21 protein-coding genes are annotated in these 23,945 nt (G+C 67.8%); 7 read left to right on the top strand and 14 right to left on the bottom strand.

Annotated features, from left to right (window positions below; all coding sequences use genetic code 11):
- The first annotated feature begins 75 nt into the window (after positions 1–75).
- Positions 76–2,193: a prolyl oligopeptidase family serine peptidase gene (locus ACIBK0_RS31320; RefSeq protein WP_399087324.1), complete on the top strand. Its 2,118-nt coding sequence runs from the start codon at positions 76–78 to the stop codon at positions 2,191–2,193.
- 153 nt (positions 2,194–2,346) lie between these two features.
- Here the strand turns inward: ACIBK0_RS31320 and ACIBK0_RS31315 are convergent, their stop codons facing one another.
- The 5 genes from ACIBK0_RS31315 to ACIBK0_RS31295 are packed head-to-tail and all read right to left on the bottom strand — an operon-like array spanning position 2,347 to position 8,050.
- A complete protein-coding gene (locus tag ACIBK0_RS31315; protein ID WP_399087322.1) occupies positions 2,347–3,408 on the bottom strand; it encodes an ABC transporter ATP-binding protein in 1,062 nt (353 codons plus the stop codon).
- On the bottom strand, positions 3,401–4,417 hold the full coding sequence (locus tag ACIBK0_RS31310; RefSeq protein WP_399087320.1) for an ABC transporter ATP-binding protein: 1,017 nt from the start codon (positions 4,415–4,417) through the stop codon (positions 3,401–3,403). The genes ACIBK0_RS31315 and ACIBK0_RS31310 overlap by 8 nt, the downstream gene beginning before the upstream one ends.
- A 5-nt stretch (positions 4,418–4,422) precedes the next feature.
- Positions 4,423–5,448, bottom strand: coding sequence for an ABC transporter permease (locus ACIBK0_RS31305; protein ID WP_399087318.1), 1,026 nt, complete (start codon positions 5,446–5,448; stop codon positions 4,423–4,425).
- A complete protein-coding gene (locus ACIBK0_RS31300; RefSeq protein WP_399087316.1) occupies positions 5,441–6,364 on the bottom strand; it encodes an ABC transporter permease in 924 nt (307 codons plus the stop codon). The genes ACIBK0_RS31305 and ACIBK0_RS31300 overlap by 8 nt, the downstream gene beginning before the upstream one ends.
- 57 nt (positions 6,365–6,421) lie before the next feature.
- Positions 6,422–8,050, bottom strand: a complete 1,629-nt coding sequence (locus ACIBK0_RS31295; protein WP_399087314.1) for an ABC transporter substrate-binding protein — start codon at positions 8,048–8,050, stop codon at positions 6,422–6,424.
- Positions 8,051–8,579: 529 nt separating this feature from the next.
- On the opposite strand from ACIBK0_RS31295, the gene ACIBK0_RS31290 reads away from it, so the two are divergent.
- The 5 genes from ACIBK0_RS31290 (at position 8,580) to ACIBK0_RS31270 (ending at position 14,721) form a co-directional block, all read left to right on the top strand.
- Positions 8,580–9,569 carry an ABC transporter permease gene (locus ACIBK0_RS31290; protein WP_399087312.1) on the top strand — a complete coding sequence of 330 codons (990 nt, stop codon included), beginning with the start codon at positions 8,580–8,582 and terminating at the stop codon, positions 9,567–9,569.
- 84 nt (positions 9,570–9,653) lie between these two features.
- Positions 9,654–11,414 carry an ABC transporter substrate-binding protein gene (locus ACIBK0_RS31285; RefSeq protein WP_399087310.1) on the top strand — a complete coding sequence of 587 codons (1,761 nt, stop codon included), beginning with the start codon at positions 9,654–9,656 and terminating at the stop codon, positions 11,412–11,414.
- A 168-nt stretch (positions 11,415–11,582) separates the two neighbouring features.
- Positions 11,583–12,563 carry an ABC transporter permease gene (locus ACIBK0_RS31280; RefSeq protein ID WP_399087308.1) on the top strand — a complete coding sequence of 327 codons (981 nt, stop codon included), beginning with the start codon at positions 11,583–11,585 and terminating at the stop codon, positions 12,561–12,563.
- 59 nt (positions 12,564–12,622) lie between these two features.
- On the top strand, positions 12,623–13,660 hold the full coding sequence (locus ACIBK0_RS31275) for an ABC transporter ATP-binding protein (RefSeq protein WP_399087306.1): 1,038 nt from the start codon (positions 12,623–12,625) through the stop codon (positions 13,658–13,660).
- 26 nt (positions 13,661–13,686) lie between these two features.
- Positions 13,687–14,721: an ABC transporter ATP-binding protein gene (locus ACIBK0_RS31270; protein WP_399087304.1), complete on the top strand. Its 1,035-nt coding sequence runs from the start codon at positions 13,687–13,689 to the stop codon at positions 14,719–14,721.
- 237 nt (positions 14,722–14,958) lie between these two features.
- Here ACIBK0_RS31270 and ACIBK0_RS31265 read toward each other — a convergent pair whose 3' ends face one another.
- From ACIBK0_RS31265 to ACIBK0_RS31245, 5 genes are all read right to left on the bottom strand, one after another.
- On the bottom strand, positions 14,959–15,432 hold the full coding sequence (locus ACIBK0_RS31265) for a GNAT family N-acetyltransferase (protein ID WP_399087302.1): 474 nt from the start codon (positions 15,430–15,432) through the stop codon (positions 14,959–14,961).
- Between the two features lie 2 nt (positions 15,433–15,434).
- Complete coding sequence (locus ACIBK0_RS31260) at positions 15,435–15,827, bottom strand: VOC family protein (RefSeq protein ID WP_399087300.1); 393 nt, start codon at positions 15,825–15,827, stop codon at positions 15,435–15,437.
- 3 nt (positions 15,828–15,830) lie between these two features.
- On the bottom strand, positions 15,831–16,334 hold the full coding sequence (locus ACIBK0_RS31255) for a DinB family protein (RefSeq protein WP_399087298.1): 504 nt from the start codon (positions 16,332–16,334) through the stop codon (positions 15,831–15,833).
- Positions 16,335–16,716: 382 nt separating this feature from the next.
- Complete coding sequence (locus ACIBK0_RS31250) at positions 16,717–17,106, bottom strand: VOC family protein (RefSeq protein WP_399087296.1); 390 nt, start codon at positions 17,104–17,106, stop codon at positions 16,717–16,719.
- 160 nt (positions 17,107–17,266) lie between these two features.
- Positions 17,267–17,920, bottom strand: coding sequence for an HAD family hydrolase (locus tag ACIBK0_RS31245; RefSeq protein ID WP_399087293.1), 654 nt, complete (start codon positions 17,918–17,920; stop codon positions 17,267–17,269).
- A gap of 129 nt (positions 17,921–18,049) precedes the next feature.
- Here ACIBK0_RS31245 and ACIBK0_RS31240 point away from each other — a divergent pair, with 129 nt between their 5' ends.
- The gene (locus tag ACIBK0_RS31240; RefSeq protein ID WP_399087291.1) at positions 18,050–18,790 is read left to right on the top strand and encodes a class I SAM-dependent DNA methyltransferase; all 741 of its coding nucleotides are present in this window, start codon (positions 18,050–18,052) and stop codon (positions 18,788–18,790) included.
- Here ACIBK0_RS31240 and ACIBK0_RS31235 read toward each other — a convergent pair.
- The 4 genes from ACIBK0_RS31235 to ACIBK0_RS31220 all read right to left on the bottom strand — a co-directional run bounded on the left by ACIBK0_RS31235 (position 18,787) and on the right by ACIBK0_RS31220 (position 23,881).
- On the bottom strand, positions 18,787–19,842 hold the full coding sequence (locus ACIBK0_RS31235; protein WP_399087500.1) for an ABC transporter ATP-binding protein: 1,056 nt from the start codon (positions 19,840–19,842) through the stop codon (positions 18,787–18,789). The genes ACIBK0_RS31240 and ACIBK0_RS31235 overlap by 4 nt on opposite strands.
- Before the next feature lie 98 nt (positions 19,843–19,940).
- Positions 19,941–21,005: an ABC transporter ATP-binding protein gene (locus tag ACIBK0_RS31230; protein WP_399087289.1), complete on the bottom strand. Its 1,065-nt coding sequence runs from the start codon at positions 21,003–21,005 to the stop codon at positions 19,941–19,943.
- 20 nt (positions 21,006–21,025) lie between these two features.
- Positions 21,026–22,003, bottom strand: a complete 978-nt coding sequence (locus ACIBK0_RS31225) for an ABC transporter permease (protein ID WP_399087287.1) — start codon at positions 22,001–22,003, stop codon at positions 21,026–21,028.
- A gap of 81 nt (positions 22,004–22,084) precedes the next feature.
- The gene (locus ACIBK0_RS31220) at positions 22,085–23,881 is read right to left on the bottom strand and encodes an ABC transporter substrate-binding protein (RefSeq protein WP_399087285.1); all 1,797 of its coding nucleotides are present in this window, start codon (positions 23,879–23,881) and stop codon (positions 22,085–22,087) included.
- Positions 23,882–23,945 lie beyond the last annotated feature (64 nt).

Here is a 23,945-nt window from a genome sequence, read left to right as displayed (position 1 = left end):
ATCATAACTATCCGTACGCGCGCATCGATCGGCGCACGGCCGCACAAGGGGGCGCATGGCCAATATGGTCAGGGCATGACGACCGAGCCTCTTTCCTTCCCGCGCCGGTACGCCCGCACCCAGCGGTTCACCTCCGGCGCGCCCCGCGCGTTCACCGTGTCTCCCGACGGTTCCCGTGTCGTGTTCCTGCGGTCCCGCTCCGGTACGGACCGGGCGAATCAGCTGTGGGTTCTCGATGTGGCGGAGGGCGGGGAACGGGTCGCGGCCGATCCGACGGCGCTGCTCGGGGGCGCCACCGAGCATCTGCCGCCGGAGGAGCGGGCGCGCCGCGAACGCAGTCGCGAGGGCGGTGCCGGGGTCGTCGGCTACGCCACCGACACGGCGGTCGAGTTGGCCTCTTTCGCCTTGTCAGGGCGGCTTTTCACGGCGGAGCTGCGGGCCGGCACGGCACGTGAACTCCGGGTCCCGGGGCCGGTGATCGACCCGCGCCCCTCCCCCGACGGACGGCTCGTCGCGTACGTCGCGGGGGGCGCCCTGCGCGTGGTCGGCGCCGAGGGCGAAGACGACCGCGCGCTCGCGGAGCCCGAATCGGAGTCGGTTTCCTATGGATCGGCCGAGTTCATCGCGGCCGAGGAGATGGGGCGTTCGCGTGGCTTCTGGTGGTCGCCGGAGAGCGACCGGCTGCTCGTCGCGCGGGTCGACGACGCGCCCGTACAGCGCTGGTGGATCTCCGATCCGGCGCATCCGGAACACGATCCGCAGCGGGTCGCGTATCCGGTGGCGGGCAGCGCCAACGCGGACGTTCGGCTCTTCGTCATCGGCCTCGACGGGGTGCGCACGGAGGTCGTGTGGGACCGGGCACGCTACCCATATCTGGCGCATGTGCACTGGTCAGCGTCGGGTGCGCCGCTGATCCTGGTGCAGGCCCGGGACCAGCGCAGCGAGCTGTTCCTGGCCGTGGCGCCGGACACAGGGGCGACCCGGATGGTGCACGCTGACGAAGATCAACAATGGCTGGATCTTTTCGCCGGCGTGCCGTGCTGGAGCCCCGGCGGACAACTCGTGCGGATCGCCGACGAGGGGGGCGCGCGGGTGCTCGAGTTCGGTGAACGTCCGCTGACGGGACCGCAGTTGCATGTGCGCGCGGTGCTCGACGTGTCGGACGACGACGTGCTGATCTCGGCGTCGGCGGGCGAAGCCGCGGCCGTCCCGGAAACGGGCGAAGTGCATGTGTACCGCGTCAACGAGCTCGGCATGGAGCGCGTCTCCCAGGATCCCGGCGTGCACTCGGCGGTACGCGCCGGGGGCGTGACCGTGCTCGTCTCCTCGGTGATCGACCAGCCGGGGACCCAGGTGCAGGTGCTGCGCGAAGGAAAGCGTGTGGCGACCGTGCCTTCGTACGCTGAAAATCCCGGTTTGTCCCCGCGCGTGACTCTGACACAGGGGGGCGCACGGAAAATCCCATGCGCCGTGCTTATGCCCACTGACTACGACGGTGACAATCCCCTCCCGGTCCTCATGGACCCCTACGGCGGCCCGCACGGCCCCCGGGTGCTCGCCGCGCACAACGCGCACCTCACCTCGCAGTGGTTCGCCGACCAGGGCTTCGCGGTGATCGTCGCCGACGGCCGGGGCACCCCCGGCCGCTCCCCCGCCTGGGAGAAGGCGATCCGCGACGACTTCACGCTCTCCCTCGACGACCAGGTGGACGCGCTCCAGGGGCTTGCCGAGACCTTCCCCCTCGACCTGTCCCGGGTGGCCATCCGCGGCTGGTCGTACGGCGGCTGGCTCGCGGGGCTCGCCGTGCTGCGCCGCCCCGACGTGTTCCACGCGGGCATCGCGGGCGCCCCGGTCGCGGACTGGCGGCTGTACGACACCCACTACACGGAGCGGTACCTCGGTGACCCGGCGGCGAGCCCGGACACATACGCGAAGAGTTCGCTGCTCACCGACGAGGGGCTCTCCGCGCCCGCCGAGCCGCACCGCCCGCTGATGATCGTGCACGGCATCGCGGACGACAACGTGGTGGTGGCGCACGCCCTCCGGCTGTCCTCGGCGCTGCTGGCCGCGGGCCGCCCGCACGAGGTGCTGCCGCTGTCGGGCGTCACGCACATGACCCCGCAGGAGCAGGTCGCGGAGAACCTGCTGCTGCTCCAGGTCGACTTCCTGAAGCGGTCCCTGGGCCTGGCGTAGCCGGTACAGCAACGGACCGGGGCGACATGGCGCGCCCCGGTCCGTTTACGGCACCCGCACGGCCGTACGTTGTTCAGAGTGACGCGTCCGTATATCGGGATCGGGTCGGCCGAGTTGCCTGCGTGTTAACGCAGTTGGTGCGCATTTGTACGGCTATTTCACCCCGCCGCCATGATCGTCCGGTGGCTCCTCCGGCGGTACCACCTGCTTCTCCTCGGCGAAGTGGCAGGCCGAGTCGTGCGCGGCCGGGCCCTCGGTGAGCCGGAACTCCGCGGGCACCGCGAGCAGCGGCACCTCCAGCGTGCACCGCTCCTGCGCCTTCCAGCAGCGGGTGCGGAAGCGGCATCCGGACGGGATGTTCGCCGGCGAGGGCACGTCCCCGGTGAGGATGATCCGCTCCCGGTGCTCGCGGGCCTCCGGGTCGGGCACGGGCACGGCGGAGAGCAGGGCCTGGGTATAGGGGTGCGTCGGATGGTCGTAGATCTCGGCGTCCCTGCCGGTCTCCACGATCCGCCCGAGGTACATCACGCCGACCCGGTCGGAGATGTGCCGCACGATGGAGAGGTCGTGCGCGATGAAGACGTAACTCAGGTCGAACTCGCCCTGGAGCCGGTCCAGCAGGTTGATCACCTGGGCCTGCACGGAGACGTCGAGCGCGGAGACCGGCTCGTCGGCGACGATGATCTCGGGGCGCAGCGCCAACCCCCGTGCGATGCCGATGCGTTGGCGCTGGCCGCCGGAGAACTGGTGCGGATAACGGTTGATGTACTCCGGGTTGAGCCCGACCACGTCGAGCAGGTCCTGGACCCTGCGCCTGCGGTCGCCCTTCGGCGCGACCTCGGGATGGATCTCGTACGGCTCCCCGATGATGTCGCCGACGGTCATGCGCGGGTTGAGCGAGGTGTACGGGTCCTGGAAGACCATCTGGATGTTGCGGCGTACGGCCTTCAGCGCCTTGCCGGACAGCCGGGTGATGTCCTCGCCGTAGTACTTGATCGTCCCGGCCGTCGGCTTCTCCAGGTTGACCAGCATCTTGGCGACCGTCGACTTGCCGCAGCCGGATTCGCCGACGATGCCGAGGGTCTCGCCCCGGCCGAGGTGGAAGTCGACGCCGTCGACCGCCTTGACGGCGCCGACCTGCTTCTTGAAGAGAATGCCCTGGGTGAGGGGGTAGTGCTTGACCAGGCCGCTGACCTCGAGAATCGCCTCAGGCATCGGATTCTCCCGCCGCGCCCGCTCCCCCGCCGCTCCCGGAATCCAGCGTCTCTCTCCAGAAGAAGCAGGCGCTCCTGCGGTCCTCGTCGACCTCAGCGAGAGGCGGCACATCGGTCCGGCAGACGTCCTGGGCCATCGGACAGCGCGGGTTGAAGGCGCAGCCCGGCGGGATGCGCATCAGGTTGGGCGGCAGGCCCTTGATCGCGTAGAGCTCCCTGCCCTTCTGGTCGAGCCGTGGAATCGACTCCAGGAGCCCCTTCGTATAGGGGTGCGCCGGGGCTTTGTAGATGTCGTGGACCGGCGCCGACTCGACGATCCGGCCCGCGTACATCACCGCGATCCGGTCGGCGACGTCCGCGACCACCCCGAGGTCGTGGGTGATGAGGATGAGCCCCATGCCGAGCTCGCGCTGCAACTCGGCCAGTAGATCCATCACTTGGGCCTGGACGGTGACGTCGAGCGCGGTGGTCGGCTCGTCGGCGATGATCAGCGCCGGTTCCAGGGCCAGCGCCATGGCGATCATGATGCGCTGGCGCATACCGCCGGAGAACTGGTGCGGATAGTCGCGCACCCGGTCGGCGGCCCCCGGGATCCGCACCCGGTCCATCAGTTCGATCGCCTTGGCCCGGGCTTCCTTCCGCGACATCCCGCGGTGCACGGTGAACATCTCGCCGAGCTGGTCGCCGACGCTGAGCACGGGGTTGAGGGAGGACAGCGCGTCCTGGAAGATCATCGCCATCTCGGCGCCACGGACCTTGCGCCGCTCGTCCTCCTTGAACTTCAGCAAGTCCTTGCCCCGGAAGAGGACTTCACCGCCGGTGATCTCGCCGGGCGGCATGTCGAGGATGCCCATCACGGCCTGTGCGGTGACCGACTTGCCGGAGCCCGACTCGCCGAGCACGGCGAGCGTCTCGCCCTCGTCCACGCTGTAGGTGACTCCGTTGACGGCCTTGGCGACCCCGTCCCTGGTTCTGAACTCCACGTGCAGATCGCGCACTTCGAGCAGCACAGCGGTCACCTCAGCTTCGGGTCGAGGGCGTCGCGCACCGCGTCGCCGAGCATGATGAACGCGAGCACGGTGATCGCGAGCGCTCCGGCCGGCCACAGCAGCATGTGCGGGGCGTTGCGGATGTAGGCGGAGGCCGACGAGATGTCGATGCCCCAGCTGACCGTCGGTGGCTTCAGCCCCACTCCGAGGTACGAGAGCGTCGCCTCCAGGGAGATGTACGTGCCGAGCGCGATGGTCGACACCACGATCACCGGCGCGACGGCGTTGGGTGTGATGTGCCGCAGCAGCAGCCGTGAGTGGGAGGCGCCGAGAGCGCGGGCGGCTTGTACGTAGTCGTTCTGCTTCGTGGTGATGACGGAGCCGCGCGCGATGCGGGAGATCTGCGGCCAGCCGAACAGCACCATGAACCCGATGACCGGCCAGATCGTATTGCTGGTCACCACGGAGAGGAGGACAAGACCGCCGAGCACGACGGGGATGGCGAAGAAGATGTCGGTGATCCGGGACAGGAACGAGTCCCCCAGCCCGCCGAAGAACCCGGCGAGGCCGCCGAGCGCCGAGCCGAGGATCGCGACGCCGAGGGTGGCGCAGACGCCGACGCTGATCGAGACGCGGGTCCCGTACACCGTCCGGGTGTAGACGTCGCAGCCCTGGCCGTCGAAGCCGAAGGGGTGCCCCGGTTGCGAGCCTTCCTGGGCCTTGGAGAGGTCGCACTGGAGCGGGTTGCCGGAGGTGATCAGGGAGGGCCGGATCGAGATGATCACCAGGAAGAGGATGACGAGGCCGGAGATGATGAAGACCGGGTTGCGCCGCAGGTCCCGCCAGGCGTCGGACCAGAGGCTTCTGGGCTTTTCCTGCGGCCCCGTGCCTTCCGGTCCGCCGGGAGTCTTCTCCAGGGTCTCCGCCTCGCCGGTACCGAGGTCCATGGTGCCCCCCATGCCGGTCGGGGCAATGGCGAGGTCTTCCGGGGGAGGCCCCACCGCCCCCCCGGGCCCCCGCAGTGCCTCTGGCTCGTACGGCTGCTCAGGCATAGCGGATCCTCGGGTCGAGTACGGCGTACAGGAGGTCGACGAGCAGGTTGGCGACCAGGAAGACGAGGACGAGGATCGTCACAAAACCGACGACGGTCTGGGTGTTCTGGCGCAGGATCCCCTGGTAGAGCTGGAAGCCGACGCCGTGGATGTTGAAGATCCGCTCGGTGATGATCGCGCCACCCATCAGCGCACCGATGTCCGTGCCGATGAAGGTGACGACGGGGATCAGCGAATTGCGCAGCAGATGCCTGGTGATCACCCGGCGCCGGGGCAGGCCCTTGGCGGTGGCGGTGCGGACGTAGTCGGAACGCTTGTTCTCCGCGATGGAGGTCCGGGTCAGCCGGGTCACGTACGCGAGGGAGACGGAGGCCAGCACCAGGCCCGGCACGATCAGTTCACCGAAGGTGGCGTCCGGGGAGACGGACGGTTTGATCCAGCCCCACTCGACGCCGAGCAGCAGTTGCAGCACAAGACCGGTGACGAAGACCGGCACCGAGATGACGACGAGGGTGAGCAGCAGAACGCTCGTGTCGACGGGCCGTCCGCGGCGCAGCCCGGTGACGACGCCCAGCGCGATCCCGACGACGATCTCGAAGAGGATCGCGACGATCGTCAGCCGGATGGTGACCGGGAAGGCGCTGGCCATCAGCTCGGTGACCGGCTGACCGTTGAAGGCGGTGCCGAAGTCGCCGGTGAAGACGTTGCCCATGTACGTCAGATATTGCTGCCACACGGGCTTGTCGAGGCCGAACTCCTTGCGCAGTTGGGCGGCCGTGGCGGGGTCGCACTGCCTTTCGCCGCAGAGGCCCGCGATGGGGTCGCCCATCACGTTCACCATCAGGAAGATCAGCAGTGTGGCGCCGAAGAAGACCGGGATCATCTGCAGCAGACGCCGGATTACGTACCGTCCCATGAGAGCTCCGGAGGTAGTACGGGGCGAGCCCTGGCGTGGGCTCGCCCCGTGGACGGTTCAGCTGACCTTGATCTCGTTGTAGACGGGCACGCTGAACTGGTTGAGCGCCACGTTGGAGACCCGCTCCGAGTAGCCGGCGCTGCCGTTCTGGTACCAGAGCGGGATGGCGGCCATGTTGTCCCGTACGACCCCCTCGGCCTGCTGGAAGATCTTGACGGCCTTGGCCCGGTCGGTCTCGGCGTTCGCCTGGTCGACGAGCTTGTCGAAGTCCTTGTTGGACCACTTGCCGTCGTTGGAGGAGGCGTTGGTGTAGTACAGCGGCTGCAGGAAGTTCTGGATCAGCGGGTAGTCCATCTGCCAGCCGGCCCGGAAGGGACCCGGCATCTTGTGCCGGCCGATCTGGTTGCGGAAGTCGGCGAAGGTGCCGATCGGGTTCCCGACGCACGCCTTGTCGTTGCCGAGCGCGTTGTTGATGGAGTTGCAGACGGCGTCGATCCATTCCTTGTGGGAGCCCGTGTCCGCGTTGTACGAGAGCTTGACCTGGCCGCCGGGCAGGCCGCCGCCCTCCTGGATCAGCTTCTTGGCCTCGCTCGGGTTGTACTTGCAGGAGTCGCCGCACAGCCCGTCCTGGAAGCCGCCGTCCGTGCCGAGCACCGGGGAGGTCCAGTCGGAGGCCGGGGTGCGGGTCTTCTGGAAGATCGTGTCGGTGATCTGGTCGCGGTTGATGGCCATGGACAGGCCCTTGCGGACCTTCGCCGCCCCGCTGGTGTCCCAGTTCTTGTCATAGAACGGGAAAGCGATCGTCTGGATGATCCCGGCCGGTGTATTGATGTAGCGATCGCCGAGGTCGTTCTTCACGTTCTTGAGCTGAGAGGCGGGCACGTCGTCGACGAGGTCGAGGTTGCCGGCCAGCAGGTCGGTGTAGGCGGTGTTGTTGTCGGTGTAGACCTTGAGGGTCACGCCACCGTTCTGCGCCTTGTCGTCGCCGCGGTAGCCGTCCCACTTCTTGAGGGCCATCTGCGAGCCCTTGGTGTAGGAGTCGATGGTGTACGGCCCGTTGCCGATCGGCTTCTTCACCCAGGCCGCGTGGTCGTCGAAGAACGCCTTGGGCAGCGGCGCGTAGGCCACATAGCCGAGGGTGTCGGGGAACGTCGAGAACTTCTGGTTGAGCTTGACGGTGAAGGTGTTCGTGCCGGTCACCTTGAGACCGGAGAGGGTGTCGGCGCTCTGGCTGCCCGAGTCGGGGTGGACCTTGTCGTAGCCCTCGATGTACCCGAAGAAGTACGCGTTCTTCTGGTTGTTCTTGAGGCTGGCCCCGTAGTTCCACGCGTCGACGAAGGACTGCGCGGTGACGGCCTCGCCGTTGCTGAACTTCCAGCCGTCCTTCACGGTGATCGTGAAGTTCTGCGAGTCCGTGGTGTCGATCTTGTCGGCCAGCATGTTCTCGGCCGCGCCGGTCTTGGCGTCGTACCGCTTCAGGCCGCGGAAGATCATGTCGAGGACCTTGCCGCCCTGCACCTCGTTGGTGTTGGCCGGCTCCAGCGGGTTCTGCGGGTCTCCCCAGGAGGAGGAGACGACTCCGGAGCCGTTGCCGCCGCCGCTGCTTCCTCCGCCCCCGCAGGCGGTCGCCGCGAGGGCTACCGCCGCCGCGCATGCGGCCCATTTGGCGTGCGTGGCTCCACGCATGGAGTGCCTCCTCGAAAGTGCGCTGTGACGCCGGCGCCGGGACGTGGGAATTCGACTCCGGTGCACTGCGCCTTTAGCGCCCAATATCGGCCCATACGGGGCGTATCGCTATTTCACCCCACCCTTCCGGGTGGCGGCACCACCCGGATGCATCTGGACCGGGTCACCGAAGATGATCAACGCAATGGATCTTTGCCGTTCGATGCGGAACCGTTGGATTCCGTGCACCAGATGTACGCATTCCGAGACTCCGGCGTCCGCATATCGAACCCCTTGCCCGATTGGCGCAGTTGGTCCGATTCCGGACACGGAACGGCCACAGTGCGCTACACGCGTAGTTACGCTAAGGTCAAGTCAAGGTAAAGAAGGTAAAGAGAACCCCAAGGGGGTCGAGAATTTATTGACCTTGAATGAATTGCGTTGAAAAAGTCCGGCGTAGCCCGTAGGGAGCGCCCTGCGGAGTCCTTGACCGCATCGGGCCTGGAGCACCATGACCCCCCCAACTCCATCTGCGGCTGCCCCGCTAGAGGTGACCGACGAGAGCGTCGAGAAGTCGCCCTCTCCTTCCACCCCCAAGGGCTCCGAGAGTCGCTCCCCTGGACGACTCGCCTGGAAGCGGTTCAAACGTGACCGCACGGGCGTCATATCGGCCTACATCGTGATCTTCTTCTTCGTGATCGCGATCGCCGCCCCACTGATAGCCAAGCTGTACGGCAAGAACCCGTACACCACGTACGCCAGTCAGCGACCCGAGCTCCTGGACGCCTTCTCCTACCCCTCGGGGCCGAACGGCGGAATGAGCTCGGAGTTCTGGTTCGGCATCGAACCGCAACTGGGCCGGGACGTCTTCACATTCCTGCTGTACGGCATCCGCACCTCGCTGGGCATCGCCGTGGCCGCCACCCTGCTGACCACCGTCGTCGGCGTGGTCATCGGCGTCACCGCGGGCTACCTGGGCGGCAAGACGGACTACCTCGTCGGCCGGATCATCGACATCCTGCTGTCGTTCCCGTCGACGCTGTTCTTCATCGCCTTCATGCCGGTCGTGTACGGGCTGTTCGTCGCCCCCGACGAGAACATCCCCACCTCCCTGCGAGCCATCTCCCTGATCCTGGTGCTCTCCGCCTTCGGCTGGGCCTCCATCGCCCGTCTGCTGCGCGGCCAGGTACTCGGCCTGCGCGAGCGGGAGTACATCGAGGCGGCCAAGGTCACCGGTGCGTCGCCGCGGCGCATCGTGTTCAAGGAGCTGCTGCCCAACCTGTGGACGCCGATCATCATCCAGTCCACGCTGATGCTTCCGGCCTATGTGACCGCGGAGGCCGGTCTGGCCTTCCTCGGCGTCGGCATCATCGACCCCACCCCGGACTGGGGCGTCATGATCCAGCGCGGCGCCCAGTTCTACACCGAGGACCTCACCTTCATGCTCTTCCCGGGCCTGTCGATGGTGATCTTCGTCCTCGCCTTCAACCTGCTCGGCGACTCGGTGCGCGACGCGCTCGACCCGAAGTCCAAGCGGTAACCGCACCCCGTTCCACCCCGGCCGGTTCAGTGTCATGCGGCCGGCGTCATCCGTCCCGATCGTCCCTATAAGGCAGGCTCACCCATGTCTTTCTCCCGTAGAAACTTCCTGATCGCCACCGGCGTGGTCGCGGCCTCGTCGTCGGTGCTGACCGCCTGCGGCGGCAGCGGCAGCGACAGCAAGTCGAAGAGCAAGGTCCCCTCGGTCAGCGGCTCGAAGACCCAGGAGATCCCGGTCGGCACGAAGGCCGACTCCACCGGCCCCGCGCCGGAGGTCAAGGGAGCGGTCAAGGGCGGGACGATCTACTCGCTCGACCAGTTCGACATGGACCACATGGACCCGGCGCAGATCTACGTCTCGACCGAGGGCGCCATCACCGTCCCGATCCTGCGTGGCCTCACCGGCTACAAGATCGACGACAAGGGCGGCGCCACCCTGGTCGGCGACGCGGCCACGGACGCGGGCACCATGAAGGACGGCGGCAAGACCTGGACCTTCACCCTGAAGGACGGTCTGAAGTGGGAGGACGGCTCGGACATCTCCGAGGACGACCTCCGCCACACCTTCGAGCGCCTCTTCGCCTCCTTCATCACCGAGGGTCCCCGCTACGTCCAGCAGTGGCTGGTCGGCGGCGACAAGTACAAGGGCCCCTACGACGGCAAGAAGCTCGACTCCATCGAGGTCGACGGCAAGACCATCACGTTCCGCCTCACCGAGGCGCGCACCGACTTCAACTTCACGCTCGCCATGCGTGGCTACTCCCTGGTGAACAAGAAGCACGACACCAAGGAGAAGTACGACAAGCGTCCGTTCTCCTGCGGCCCGTACAAGATCGGCAGCCGCTCCGTCGGCAAGTCGCTGACCTACGTGCGCAACGAGCACTGGGACCCGAAGACCGACTCGATCCGTAACAACTACCCAGACCAGTACGTCTTCCAGTTCGGCTTCGAGCTGCTGGCCTCGACCGACCGCTACATCGCGGACTCGGGCAAGGACCAGTACGCGATGTCGATCTTCAACGAGGTCGCCCCCGAGCGCATCGCCCAGGTCCTCACCAACGCCAAGCTCAAGCAGCGCGTCCTCACCGAGGTCGACACGGTCACCTACTACTGGCCGATCAACATGACCCGCATCAAGGACGTCAAGGTCCGTCAGGCCATCAACTGGGCCTGGCCGCACCAGCAGCTGCAGACGATCCGCGGCGGCGCCTCCACCAGCGAGCTGGCCACCACGATCCTCTCGCCGGTGACCCCGGGCTACCAGAAGTTCGACCTGTACGGCGTGACCAAGAAGCCCGGCGGCGACGCGGCCAAGGCCAAGGCGCTGCTGAAGGAGGCCGGAAAGGTCGGCCAGAAGCTGGTCATCGCCTACCAGTCCTCGGACAACTCGGTGAAGTCCGCCGTCGCGATCAAGAACGCCCTGGAGGCGGCCGGCTTCAAGGTCGTCAACAAGCAGGTCGACAAGTCGACCTTCTACACCCAGATCGGCAAGGTCGACAACGACTTCGACCTGTTCGCCGCGGGCTGGAGCCCGGACTGGCCGAACGGCTACTCGGTCTTCTTCCCCTGCTGGAGCGGCAAGAACATCGGCGACGGCCGCAGCAACTACGCCCAGCTCAACGACCCGAGCGTCAACAAGGCCATCGACGCGGCTGCCAAGATCACGGACACCGCGGCGGCGAACAAGGCCTGGGGCAACGTCGACCGCCAGATCATGGAGCTGGCCGCGGTGGTCCCGGACTACCACTCCATCCGCAACTGGATGCACGGCTCCAAGGTCGGCAACGTCGTGTACGACAGCGGCAACACCTGCGTCGCGCTCTGCAAGCTGTACGCCATGAAGTAAGCCGTACGACCCGGGTCCTCACGCCGGACGCCGCCGATTCCGCCCCCGGGCGGAAGACGGGCGTCCGGCCCCGGGCCCCCGGGGGTGGCCGTTCGCCCGGCCGCCCCCTCCGGCACTCCCCTCATCACGCCCCCGGCGACGGCGCCCCGTCCGGAAAGTCACGCCCCCATGTCCCGCTTCCTCGTCCGCCGAGTCCTCGGCGCACTGGTCATCCTGCTGATCATCAGCGCCATCACATTCGGTCTCTTCTACGCCATCCCGCGTGACCCGGCGATGATGTCCTGCGGCAAGAACTGCACGCCCGACATGCTCGCGCAGATCCGGCGCAACCTGGGCATCGACCACCCGATCCCGGTGCAGTACTGGGAATGGCTCAAGGGTGTCTTCGTCGGGCGGGACTACGCCGGCTTCGGGAACTGCAACGCCCCCTGCCTCGGCTACTCCTTCGCCAACCGGGAGCCCGTCCTCGGCACGATCATGGACCGCCTGCCGACGACCCTCTCGCTCGCGTTCGGCGCGGCCATCGTCTTCCTGATCTTCGGTGTCGGCGCGGGCATGCTGGCCGCCCTCAAGCAGGGCAAGTTCCTGGACAAGTTCGCCAGCTCGGCCTCGCTGTTCGGCTCCTCGCTGCAGATCTACTTCGTCGGCTACGTGGCGATGTTCTTCCTGGTCTCGAAGCTGGGCCTGTTCGCGCAGCCGTCGTACACGCCGTTCACCGACGACCCGGCCGCCTGGTTCTCCGGGCTGCTGCTGCCCTGGCTGACCCTGGCGATCATCTTCACCGCCAACTACACCCGTATGACCCGCTCCCAGCTCGTCGAACAGCTCAGCGAGGACTACGTCCGCACCGCCCGTGCCAAGGGCCTGTCCCGTGCGAACGTCTTCTTCCGGTTCGCCTGGCGCGGCGCGATGGGTCCGATCGTCACGGTCTTCGGTATCGACCTGGGCACGCTGATCGGTGGCGCGATCATCACCGAGTCGACCTTCAGCATCCAGGGCATCGGCCGCCTCGCGGTGGACTCCGTGAACAAGAGCGACCTGCCCATGCTGCTCGGCGTCACCGTCCTGTCGGCCGGTGCGATCGTGTTCTTCAACATCATCGTCGACGCCGTCTACGCCTTCATCGACCCGCGGATCCGGCTCGCCTGACCCCGGGCACCCCGCCCCCGACAGCTACCCCCGGCATCACCCCCCTCAGGAGCGTCCCCGTGACGAGCACCGATCAGCAGCCCTTCCTGTCCGTCAGGGATCTGAAGGTTCACTTCTCCACCGAAGACGGCGTCGTCAAGGCCGTCGACGGTCTCACCTTCGACCTGGCCAAGGGCAAGACGCTCGGCATCGTGGGCGAGTCGGGCTCGGGCAAGTCCGTCACGAACCTGACGATCCTGGGCCTGCACGACCGCGACCGCACCGCCATCGACGGCGAGATCCTGCTCGACGGCAAGGAGTTGCTGACCGCCTCCGAGCGGGAGCTCGAGCAGCTGCGCGGCAACAAGATGTCGATGATCTTCCAGGACGCGCTGGCCTCGCTGTCGCCGTACCACACCATCGGCAAGCAGATCGGCGAGACGTACCGCAAGCACACCGGCGCCTCCAAGAAGGAGGCCCGGGAGCGGTCGATCGAGATGCTCAAGCGCGTCGGCATCCCGCAGCCGGACGTCCGCGTGGACGACTACCCGCACCAGTTCTCCGGCGGTATGCGCCAGCGCGCGATGATCGCGATGGCGCTGGTCTGCGACCCGGAGCTGTTGATCGCCGACGAGCCGACGACGGCGCTCGACGTGACGGTCCAGGCCCAGATCATGGACCTGCTCAAGGACCTCCAGCAGGAGTTCGGCACGGCGATCATCTTCATCACCCACGACCTCGGTGTCATCGCCGACATCGCGGACGACGTACTGGTGATGTACGGCGGCCGGTGCGTGGAGCGCGGCACCAAGAAGGAGGTGCTGCGCGAGCCGCAGCACCCCTACACCTGGGGCCTGTTGGGCTCGATGCCGAGCCTGGACGGACCGGTCGACGTACCGCTGAACCCGATCCCCGGTGCGCCGCCGTCGCTGCTGAACCCGCCGACGGGCTGCCGCTTCCACCCGCGGTGCACCTTCACGGAGAAGATCGAGGGCGGCCTCTGCTCCACCGAGCAGCCGCTGCTCAAGATCACGGACGGGCGCGGTGCCGCCTGTCACCTCACGGCGGACCAGCGCCGCGAGTTCTTCGCCGACTACGCCGCGACGCGGTCGCACTGACGTAACTGAGACGGGATTTCACGATCATGAGCAACACGAACCCCCTCCTGGACGTCACCGGACTGACCAAGCACTTCCCGGTGATGGGAGGCTTCCCCTTCAAGCGGAAGATCGGCGCGGTCCAGGCCGTGGACGGACTCGACTTCCAGGTCGCCGAGGGCGAGAGCCTGGGTCTGGTCGGTGAGTCCGGCTGCGGCAAGTCCACGACGGGCCGGCTGATCACTCGCCTCCTGGAGCCCACCGGCGGCAAGATCACCTACCGCGGCCAGGACATCACACACGCCAACCGCAAGCAGCTGGCGCCGGTCCGCTCCGAGATCCAGATGATCTTCCAGGACCCGTACGCGTCGCTGAACCCGCGCCAGACGGTCGGCAAGATCATCTCGGGCCCGATGGAGATCAACGGGATCAACCCGCCCGGCGGCCAGGAGAAGCGCGTACGCGAGCTCCTGGAGACGGTCGGTCTCAACCCCGAGCACTACAACCGCTTCCCGCACGAGTTCTCCGGTGGCCAGCGCCAGCGCATCGGCGTGGCCCGCGCGCTGGCCCTCGAACCCAAGCTGATCGTCGCGGACGAGCCGGTCTCCGCGCTCGACGTCTCCATCCAGGCGCAGGTGGTCAACCTGCTCCAAGACCTCCAGCGGGACCTGGGCATCGCATTCGTCTTCATCGCCCACGACCTCGCGATCGTGCGCCACTTCTCGGAGCGCGTCGCGGTCATGTACCTCGGCAAGATCGTGGAGATCGCCAACCGCGAGGACCTGTACGAGAACCCGCGCCACCCCTACACGCGCGCGCTGCTGTCCGCCGTTCCCGAGGCCACCGCGGACGAGGTGCCGGCCCGCGAGCGCATCCTCCTCAAGGGTGACGTGCCCTCTCCGCTCAACCCGCCGTCGGGCTGCCGCTTCCGCACCCGCTGCTGGAAGGCCACGGAGAAGTGCGCGACGGAGGCCCCTCCGCTGGTCCAGGTCGAGGGCAACCGTGAGAACCACCTGACGGCGTGCCACTACCCGGAGACTAAGGCGGACCTGGCGGTTCCGGCGGCCCGCAAGTCTCTGTAAGACCCCCGGCGGCACGCCCGGCACACCCCAATTCGTCGGATGGCCGCCACACGGGACCGGAGCGTCGGCCCATTGACCCGAGCCATATGGCGATCCCGGCTCCTGGGGACAGCGAAGGCCCGTGTCCCGCGCTCTCACTGTGCGCGGGACACGGGCCTTGGCGTGTGCAGCACATCGAATCGCGGCCTGCCACACCGTTCCCGTGGCGAGCGGCTGGACGACCGGCGCCCGGCGTTCTCAGACCCCGGTCAGGTCCAGCTCCCCCACGATCTGGTCCCCGCTCGTCTCCCCCGTACGACGGAACCCGAGCTTCAGATAGAACTCCTCGGGACCGCCCTCGCCCTCGGCCCAGGTGACCGTGGCACGGGAACATCCGCGCCGCCGGAGCTCGTCGCAGACGGACTCGACGGCGAAGCGGCCGTAGCCTCGGCCCTGGCGGCCGTCGGCGATGTTCAGGCGCCAGAGGCCGGAACGGGGGCGGTCCTCGGGGTCGTCGGGGTCGAAGCGGATGTCGAGGAAGGCCATCACGAAGCCGACCGGTTCCTCGCCGTCGTAGATCAGGCGGGGCCAGGCCTTGTCGGGGTGCACATAGGCCTCGGCCAGCGACTTCACCACCGGGGAGACGAAGCGCTCCTGGTCGGGCCGTACTTTCAGTGCGATGGCGGCGTCGACGTTGTCGGGAGTCACCCGCTCCAGGCGCAGATCGCCCATCGCTAGCCCAGCTCCCCGCGTTCCACACAGAATTCGTTGCCCTCGGGGTCCGCGAGGAGGACCCAGCCGCCGCCGTCGGGGCGGGTGTGGTCCGCGATCTGCCGGGCGCCGAGGGCCAGGGCCCGGTCGACCTCGGCGGCCCGTGTGCGGCCGTGCGGCTGGAGGTCGAGGTGGATGCGGTTCTTGGCCGACTTGCCCTCGGGCACGCGCACGAAGAGCAGCGTGGGGCCACCGGCGGGATCCCGGATCACCGCCTCCGGATCTCCCGGCTTGTCGTCGTCGGCCAGCGGGTGCCCCAGCAACTCGCTCCAGAACAGACCGAGATCGTAGGGATCGCCGGTGCAGTCGAAGGTGATCGTGCGGATGGAGGGGTTCAACGGCCCTTGCTCTCCCATGTGCTAGTCCCCGGTCCGGCCGTCGGCCAGTTCGCGCAGGATGTCGATGTGGCCGTTGTGGCGGGCCGTCTCCTCGATCAGGTGGAGGAGGATCCAGCGGAGGTCGACGTGCCGGCCGTCGCGGATGGGGCGCTGCGCCTTGGCGTCCAGATCGTGGTCGGTGACCAACTTGCGGTAACGGGCGGCCTGTTCCTCGTACTCGTCGAGGAGTTGGGCCAGCGGGACGTCGACGGCGATACGCATCTCGCGGTCGGGGTCCTCGTCCGTCCAGGGCCCCTCGTCCTCCTCGCCGAGGAAGACCACCTGGAACCAGGAGTACTCGACCCAGCGCAGGTGACTGATCAGTCCGCACAGAGTCATCAGCGGGGATCCTGGCAGCGGTGCCTTGATCGCGTCCTCCGCGGAGACCCCCTCGCACTTGGCGTGGGCGGTGGCGCGCGCGTAGTCGAGGAAGGTGGTCAGCTGTGTGCGCTCGTCCCAGGCGGACGGCGTGTCGGTTCGAGTCATCGGGGTGAAGCATCCCCGTCCGCCTGTGCGATGTCGAGCGATTAAGTGCCCTCCTCCGGTGCGGGGTTGCCGACGCCCCGGCACCGCGGCCGGACTGGCACGCCGTGGCCTTTCACCTGCGTGGGTACGACGCCGGTGTCACCGCCCTCGCGGCACGGACTCCGCGCCCTTCGGAAACGTCGCCACCGCGGTCGACCATCTCGTGGCCGCCGGACTGCCGGCCGAGACCGCGGTCGGCGCCGCGAGCTGGACCGCCCGCACCTTCCTCGGCCTGATCACTCTGGCGGAGGGGGCCTCGCCGACATCACGGTCCACGACACCGACCCCCGCCTGGAACTCGGCACCCTGCGCCATCCCCATCGCATCGTGCTGCGCGGCCGTATCATCCGCTGACGCGGGCCACCAGCTCCACCTCGAACCCGTCCGCGTTCTCCAGATACGCGGCGCAGTGCTCGGGCCCGCCGGCGTACGGGTGCCGGTCCGCGAACAGTAGCGACCATCCGTACGCCGGTGCCTCCGCGACCAGCGCGTCGAGCTCCGCGCGGCTCGCGACGTGGAAAGCGAGGTGGTTGAGGCCGGGGCGCAGCCGGTCGTAGCGGTCTCCGGTCAGCGCGGGCGACTGCTCGACCACCAGGTACGTCTCGCCCTGGCGCCGGCTACGGCCGTCCGGCCAGTTCTGGTACGGGGTATGGCCGAGCCGTTCCAGGAGCCATCCCCACGCCTGGACGGCTCGGTCCAGTTCGGGTACCCACAGCTCGATGTGATGCAGCATCCGTGCTCCCCTCGCTCATTCGATGGGCAGCGTGTCAGAGACCTCTGAGCTGGGGGCCATTCGGATCCTCAGGCGGTCTTGGCCGGGGTGCCGGTGGGATGCGGCTCAGGCCGGGAGGTGGGGGCGTTGTGACGGAAATCGGGCTCGGCCATGCGCTGGATCACTCCTCCGACGGATGTGCGGCGGTCAGTTCACGGGCTGCGGCGCGCAGCGAGGGGAAGCAGGCGTGGGCGCGGCCGAGTTCGGCGAGGCGGTGTGTGGAGGCCACGGCGTACACCGTGCAGCCGGCGGCGAGGCCCGCCTCGACGCCGGCGGGCGAGTCCTCGACCACCACGCAGCGGCTCGGGTCGACCGCCAGCCGTGCGGCGGCGGTGAGGTACCCCTCCGGGGAAGGCTTGCCCTCCACGACGTCCTCGGCGCAGACGCGCACCGCGGGCACGGGGAGCCCGGTCCGGGCGAGGCGGGCCGCGGTGGGCGTAGCACGGCTGGAGGTGACGACCGCCCACCGGTGCGACGGCAGGGCCCGCAGCAGGGCGGCGGCCCCGTCGAAGGCGCGGAATCCCGGCTCCTCGGCGGCCATCAGCCGGTCCAGGACCCGGTGTTCCTCGGCGGGATCCAGGGCCGGGGCCACGAGACGGAGGATGTCCGTTCTGCGCTTGCCCTGCGTGACCCGCCAGACCGTCTCGGGGTCCAGGCCGCGCAATCGGGCCCAGGCGCGCCAGACCCGGGCGTGCGCGTCCGCTGTGTCGATCAGTACGCCGTCCACGTCGAACAGGACGGGTGTCGCCGTCCCGACGTCGTCCTTGTGCCGCAACTCCCCACCTGTTCCGGATAGTTGACCGCGACCGCTCCAGCCCGACGCTACGCGACACCACACGGGCGCGCGGGGATTTCCTTTCCGATCAGTGGTTCGACCGAGCCCGCGGACTGAGACACTGCTGCGATGGCTGACCGATCGTTCAGTGACGTCTCACTCGCCGCCCTGTACGACGCCCTCAATCCGTGGGGGCCGAGCGACGACTTCTACCTGGACCTGGTGATGACCGCGCGGTCCGTGCTCGACGTCGGGTGCGGGACGGGGCGGCTGTTGGGGCGGGCCCGGGAGGCCGGGCACCGGGGGCGGCTGTGCGGGCTCGATCCCGCCGCGGCCATGCTGGTGCAGGCGCGGCGCCGGGCCGCCGTCGAGTGGGTGCTCGGGGATCTCGCCTCCTCCCGCTGGGAGCGCGAGTTCGACCTCGTCGTGATGACCGGGCACGCCTTTCAAGTGCTCGTCGGCGACGAGGAGTTGCGCTCCTCGCTGGCCGCGGTCCGGGAAGCCCTCACCGACGACGGCCGGTTCGTCTTCGAGACGCGTAATCCCGCCGCCCGCGCCTGGGAGTCCTGGACCCCGGAGCGTGTGCGCGAGGTGAGCGACGCCCAAGGCGATGTCGTACGCGTCCGGCACGAGGTCGAGACGCCCGTGCCCGGGGACCGCGTGACGTTCACCGAGACGTTCGAGCGCCCGGGGTGGGAGCGGCCGCGGGTCAGCCGCAGCACGCTGCGGTTCCTGGGGGCGGACGCGCTGTCCGGGTTCCTCGGCGACGCCGGGCTCGCCGTCCACCAGCAGTTCGGCGACTGGGGGCGGGGGCCGCTCTCACCCACCGCCCCCGAGATCATCACCGTCGCCCGCCACAGCGGCAGCTAGGGCCTGTCGTCGTCGCTGTCACCCTCCAGCGCCGCCAGCGCCGGATCCAGCACGATGTCCTCCGCGCGGGCCTCGATCGTCGGGTCCTCCGGAAAGTGGCAGGCCGTCAGATGTCCCTCGACGTTGCCCGACAGCTGGATCAGCGGCGGCTCCTCCTGCGCGCACTTGTCCTGCGCTTTCCAGCAGCGCGTACGGAAGCGGCAGCCGGAGGGCGGGGAGATGGGGGAAGGTACGTCGCCCTCCAGGCGGATGCGTTCCTTCTTCTCGGCGTCGATGTCCGCGTCGGGAACGGCCGACATGAGGGCATGGGTGTAGGGGTGGCGCGGGCCGGTGTACAGCGACGTACGGTCCGCGATCTCCACGATCTTGCCGAGGTACATCACCGCGACGCGCTGCGAGAAGTGGCGGACGACCGCCAGGTCGTGGGCGATGAAGACGAACGCGATGCCCATCTCCCGCTGGACTTCCTGGAGCAGGTTCACCACCTGCGCCTGGATGGAGACGTCCAGGGCCGATACCGGCTCGTCGGCCACGATGAGCTTGGGCGCGAGCGCCAACGCCCGGGCTACCCCGATGCGTTGGCGCTGACCGCCGGAGAACTCGTGCGGGAAGCGGTTGTAGTGCTCGGGGTTGAGACCGACCGTCTCCAGCAGTTCGCGCACCCGGGCCTCGCGGCCGCCGGGCGGATTGATGCCGTTGATCTCCATCGGCGAGGAGATGATCGTGCCCACCGTCTGGCGGGGGTTGAGGGAGGCGTACGGATCCTGGAAGATCATCTGGATCTCGGAGCGGATCGGGGACAGCTGGCGCCGGGTGGAGCGGCTGATGTCCTTTCCGCGGTACGAGATCGTGCCCTGCGTGGGCTCCATGAGACGGGTCAGCAGTCGTCCCGTCGTGGACTTGCCGCAGCCCGACTCGCCGACCAGACCCAGTGCTTCGCCGGGGAAGACGTCGAACGACACGCCGTCCACGGCCTGCACCGCGCCGATCGTGCGCTTGATCGGGAAGCCTCCCTTCACCGGGAAGTACTTCTTCAGGTCGCGCACCCGCATCAGCGGTTCGGCCGGGTCCACGTCCCGCTGACCGGGGATGGTGTCGGCCGCGACCGCGGTCTTCTCGTCGCTCACAGCGTCGCTCACAGTCAGTCCCCTCAGCCCAGCCTGGGCCGAATCGTCTCGGTGAAGATGCGGCTCTTTTGTTCCAGCGTCAGATGGCAGGCCGCTCCCCGGCCCTCGGGCAGTTCGGGCCGGACGTCGACGCACCGGTCGGAGCCCTCGACCTCGCTCCGGAAGGCGCATCGCGGATGGAACGGGCACCCCGAGGGCGGGTTCAGCAGCGACGGAGGCGCGCCCGGAATGGGGGTCAGCGGCTCGTCCACGTCCGCCGAGAGGCGCGGCATGGACGCCAGCAGGCCCCAGGTGTACGGGTGTTGCGGAGACTTGAGGACCTCGCGGACCGTACCGCGCTCCACCGCGCGGCCCGCGTACATCACGAGCAGGTCGTCCGCCATGTTCGCGACCACCCCGAGGTCGTGGGTGATCATGATGATCGCGGAGCCGAACTCCTGCTGGAGGTCCTTAAGGAGGTCCAGGATCTGCGCCTGGACGGTCACGTCCAGGGCCGTCGTCGGTTCGTCGGCGATCAGGAGGTCCGGGTTGCAGACCAGGGACATCGCGATCATCGCGCGCTGACGCATACCGCCGGAGAACTGGTGCGGATAGTCGTCCACGCGCCGCTGGGCGTGCGGGATGCCGACCTTCTCCAGCATCTCGATGGCCCGCTCGCGCGCCTCCTTCTTGGAGGCCCCGGTGTGCTTGCGGAACGGCTCGCCGATCTGCCGCCCCACGCTGTGGTACGGCGACAGCGCGGTCAGCGCGTCCTGGAAGATCATCGCCATCTTGTTGCCGCGGAGCTTCTCCAGCTCGGCCTCGGTGGCGGTGATCAGTTCCTTGCCGTCGAGGACGATCTCGCCCTCGATCGTGGTGGTCAGCGGATTGTGCAGGCCCAGGATGGTCAGGTTGGTGACGGACTTCCCCGATCCGGACTCGCCGACGATGCCGAGCGTCGTACCGCGCTCCAGGTCGAAGGAGAGACCGTCGACCGCCTTGACGATGCCGTCTTCGGTGGAGAACCGCACATGCAGGTCACGGACCGACAGGAACGCGTCGGATCCGTCCGGCGCGGGGGCGTCCTCGGGCTTGGTGAGTGTGGTCACTTCAGAGGGCTCCTCAAGCACTAGGACAGCCGCACACGCGGGTCGATCACGGCGTACAACGCATCCACGATGACGTTGAGCAGGAGGATGAACGCGGCGCTGAAGAGCATCACGCCCATGAGTTTCGGCAGGTCCTTGCCGACCACGGACTCCACGGCGAGCCGGCCGATGCCCGCGAGACCGAAGGTGAACTCGGTGACGACGGCGCCGCCGAGCAACGCGGAAAGGTCCATGCCGAGGATGGTGAGGATCGGGATGAGCGAGCCGCGCCAGGCGTACCGGAAGAAGACGTATCTGCCGGTCATGCCCTTCGCGCGGGCCGCGCGCACATGCTCTTCCTGAAGCTGCTCGATCATCGTCGAGCGCGCCATACGGGTGTAGTTGGCGGTGAAGATCACGGACATGACGACCCAGGGGATCAGCAGGCCCATGAACCACTGCGCGGGATTCTCGCTGAACGGCACGTACTTGGGCTTGTCCAGCCAGCCGGTGCTGTAGACGAAGATGCCGAGGACGATCGGGCCGAGGAAGTAGATCTGGAACGAGCTCAGCACCAGCGAGATGGAGCTGAAGACCTTGTCCAGCCAGGTTCCCCGGTAGCGGGCGGCGATCATGCCGGTGCCGAGGCCGACGATGAGGAAGACGATCAGGCCGCCGATCGTGAGCGACAGCGTCAGCGGGAAGCGGTCCATGATCGTGGACCAGACCATCTGCTGGTCACGGAAGGAGACGCCGAAGCAGGGGGCCGGGCAGTGCCCCACGGCGAAGTCCCGCCCGACGAAGATGCCGGAGAGGAACTTCCAGTACTGCACCGGGATCGGGTCGTCGAGTCCCAGGTTCTTGTGGATGATCGCCAGCGCGTCCGGGGTGCAGTTCTTGCCGCACGCGAGAGTGGCCGGGTCCTGGGGGATCGCGTAGTACATGAAGAACGTGAAGGCGCTGATCAGCAGGAGGATGAGCATCGCGCCGAACGTCCGGCGAAGGATGAATCGAAGCATGGCGGAACGCTGCTCTCAGGACGGCGGCCAGGGACAGGAGCGCCCGGGGCGCACTCCGCTGAGTGCGCCCCGGGAGGGTGGTCAGCTCTTGAGGAAGACCCGGGTCGGGTCGGTGTAGCTCGTCACCGTGGAGTAGCGCAGGCCGCCCACATTGGTGCCGGCGATCTGGAACACCTTGGTGTAGTAGATCGGCGACGCCGGGTTGACCTTCTCACTGATGTACTGGTTGAGGGCGGTCCAGGCCTTGGTGGCCTCGGCGGTGTCCGTGATCTTCAGGATCCGCTTGATCTCGGAGTTCACGTGGTCGTCGTTGATGTGCGCGTAGTTCGACGCGCCGTCCTGGATCTGCGTGCCGTCATACAGCGGCGGGAAGACGGTGCTGGCGGAGGACCAGTCCTGGCCCCAGCCGGTCATGTAGATGTCGAAGCCGTTGTCGACCTTGCCGATCTGCTCGTACCAGGTGGCGGCGTCGACTTCCTTCTTCTGGACGTCGAGGCCGATCTTGGTGAGGGCGTTCTCGACGAGGACGGCCTGCTGCTGGCGGACCGGGATGTTGGCGTAGGCATAGACGATCTTCTTGCCCTTGGCGCCGGCTTCGTCGATCAGCTTCTTGGCCTTGGCGATGTCACCGTTGGGGTGCTTGCTCCGGTCGAAGGGGTCGTAGTTCTTCTGGTAGCCCGGAGTGGTGGGCGACATCAGGCTGTTGGCGACCTCACCGCCGTACGCGCCGCCGTCTGCCTTGTAGACCGCGGTGGACGGCATGGCGTAGGTGATCGCGTCGCGGATCTTCTTGTCCTTGATGCGGTCCATGTTGAAGTTCATCTGCCACACGTACGGGGCGTAGCCCTGGATCGTGCGCTTCATCGCCGCGGGGTCGGAGACGACCTTCTGGACCTGGGTGGTGGCGACCTGACCGGTCATCATGATGGCGTTCTTGGCCTCACCGCGGTCGGCGAGGATCGTCTTGGTCTGGTCCTCGTCGTCGTGGTTGATGTCGATGTTGAAGCCGTCGACGTACTGGTGACGCATGGCGTCCGACTTCGGGTCCCAGTTGGTGTTCTTGACCAGCTTCACGCTCTTGCCGGCCTTGAACTCCGAGATCTTGTACGGGCCGACGGCGACGGGCTTGGTGTCGTACTTGGCCTTCGTGTCCGTCTTCTCGGGGACGACGGAGTAACCGGCCATGGCGAGCGCCTGCGGCAAGTCGGGCTGCGCGTCCTTGAAGTGGAAGACGACCGTCTTGTCGTCGGGCGTGGCCAGGACCGTGTCCGGCAGGTGCTTGCCCTTGAACGGGCCCTCGTACGCCTTGCGGTAGGTGGTGCCGGCACCGGACAGCCACTGCTGGATGTACGACGGGCCGTCCGTGATGAACGGGTCGTAGAGCCGCTCGAAGGTGTGGCGGATGTCGGCCGAGTCGATCACATGACCCGTCTCGTCCTTGACGCCGTCCTTCAGCGTGTACGTCCAGGTCTTGCCGCCGTCCGACATCTTGCCGGGGTCGGTGGCGAGGTCGCCGACAACCGTGAGGCCGCCCTTGGCGTCCTCCTTGTAGGTGGTCAGGCCGCGGAAGATGAGCTTGGAGAGCAGACCGGCGTCGCTGACGTAGATCTGGCCCGGGTCGAGGTGCGAGAAGTCGTCCTCCTCGTACACCTGGACCGTGCCGCCGGGCTTGGCGCCGGTGACCTCTTCGGCGGGACCCGTCGAGTCCGCCGCGGTGCCCATCTTCACCGCCGCGGCCTGGGACGCGGCCTCCTCCTTGTTCTTGCTCTTGTCCTTGCCACTGCCGCTGTCACTGCTGCTGCAGCCGGCCAGCGCGAGGGCGCCGGCCGCGACCGCGACGACGGCGGTTCGCGCTCTGCGGGAACTGAGGATGCTCATGGAGTCGAGTCCACCTGCCTGTGAGTTGTGATCAGTGATCCACTGGTGCTGCTTGGCAGTGCAC

Origin of the sequence: Streptomyces sp. NPDC050564 (assembly GCF_044457265.1) — a bacterium.
In the GTDB taxonomy this organism is placed as follows: Bacteria; Actinomycetota; Actinomycetes; order Streptomycetales; family Streptomycetaceae; genus Streptomyces.
Note: the sequence above shows the minus strand (reverse complement) of the source record. Positions and strands in the feature narration are given on the sequence as shown.

Coding starts and splice junctions, on each gene's coding strand:
- ACIBK0_RS31235 (WP_399087500.1), bottom strand. CDS start 19,842: ATGCGGGTGCGCGACCTGAAGAAGTACTTCCCGGTGAAGGGAGGCTTC.
- ACIBK0_RS31225 (WP_399087287.1), bottom strand. CDS start 22,003: ATGCTTCGATTCATCCTTCGCCGGACGTTCGGCGCGATGCTCATCCTC.
- ACIBK0_RS31320 (WP_399087324.1), top strand. CDS start 76: ATGACGACCGAGCCTCTTTCCTTCCCGCGCCGGTACGCCCGCACCCAG.
- ACIBK0_RS31295 (WP_399087314.1), bottom strand. CDS start 8,050: ATGCGTGGAGCCACGCACGCCAAATGGGCCGCATGCGCGGCGGCGGTA.
- ACIBK0_RS31250 (WP_399087296.1), bottom strand. CDS start 17,106: ATGCTGCATCACATCGAGCTGTGGGTACCCGAACTGGACCGAGCCGTC.
- ACIBK0_RS31260 (WP_399087300.1), bottom strand. CDS start 15,827: ATGGGAGAGCAAGGGCCGTTGAACCCCTCCATCCGCACGATCACCTTC.
- ACIBK0_RS31255 (WP_399087298.1), bottom strand. CDS start 16,334: ATGACTCGAACCGACACGCCGTCCGCCTGGGACGAGCGCACACAGCTG.
- ACIBK0_RS31305 (WP_399087318.1), bottom strand. CDS start 5,448: ATGCCTGAGCAGCCGTACGAGCCAGAGGCACTGCGGGGGCCCGGGGGG.
- ACIBK0_RS31315 (WP_399087322.1), bottom strand. CDS start 3,408: ATGCCTGAGGCGATTCTCGAGGTCAGCGGCCTGGTCAAGCACTACCCC.
- ACIBK0_RS31285 (WP_399087310.1), top strand. CDS start 9,654: ATGTCTTTCTCCCGTAGAAACTTCCTGATCGCCACCGGCGTGGTCGCG.
- ACIBK0_RS31265 (WP_399087302.1), bottom strand. CDS start 15,432: ATGGGCGATCTGCGCCTGGAGCGGGTGACTCCCGACAACGTCGACGCC.
- ACIBK0_RS31240 (WP_399087291.1), top strand. CDS start 18,050: ATGGCTGACCGATCGTTCAGTGACGTCTCACTCGCCGCCCTGTACGAC.
- ACIBK0_RS31270 (WP_399087304.1), top strand. CDS start 13,687: ATGAGCAACACGAACCCCCTCCTGGACGTCACCGGACTGACCAAGCAC.
- ACIBK0_RS31220 (WP_399087285.1), bottom strand. CDS start 23,881: ATGAGCATCCTCAGTTCCCGCAGAGCGCGAACCGCCGTCGTCGCGGTC.
- ACIBK0_RS31280 (WP_399087308.1), top strand. CDS start 11,583: ATGTCCCGCTTCCTCGTCCGCCGAGTCCTCGGCGCACTGGTCATCCTG.
- ACIBK0_RS31300 (WP_399087316.1), bottom strand. CDS start 6,364: ATGGGACGGTACGTAATCCGGCGTCTGCTGCAGATGATCCCGGTCTTC.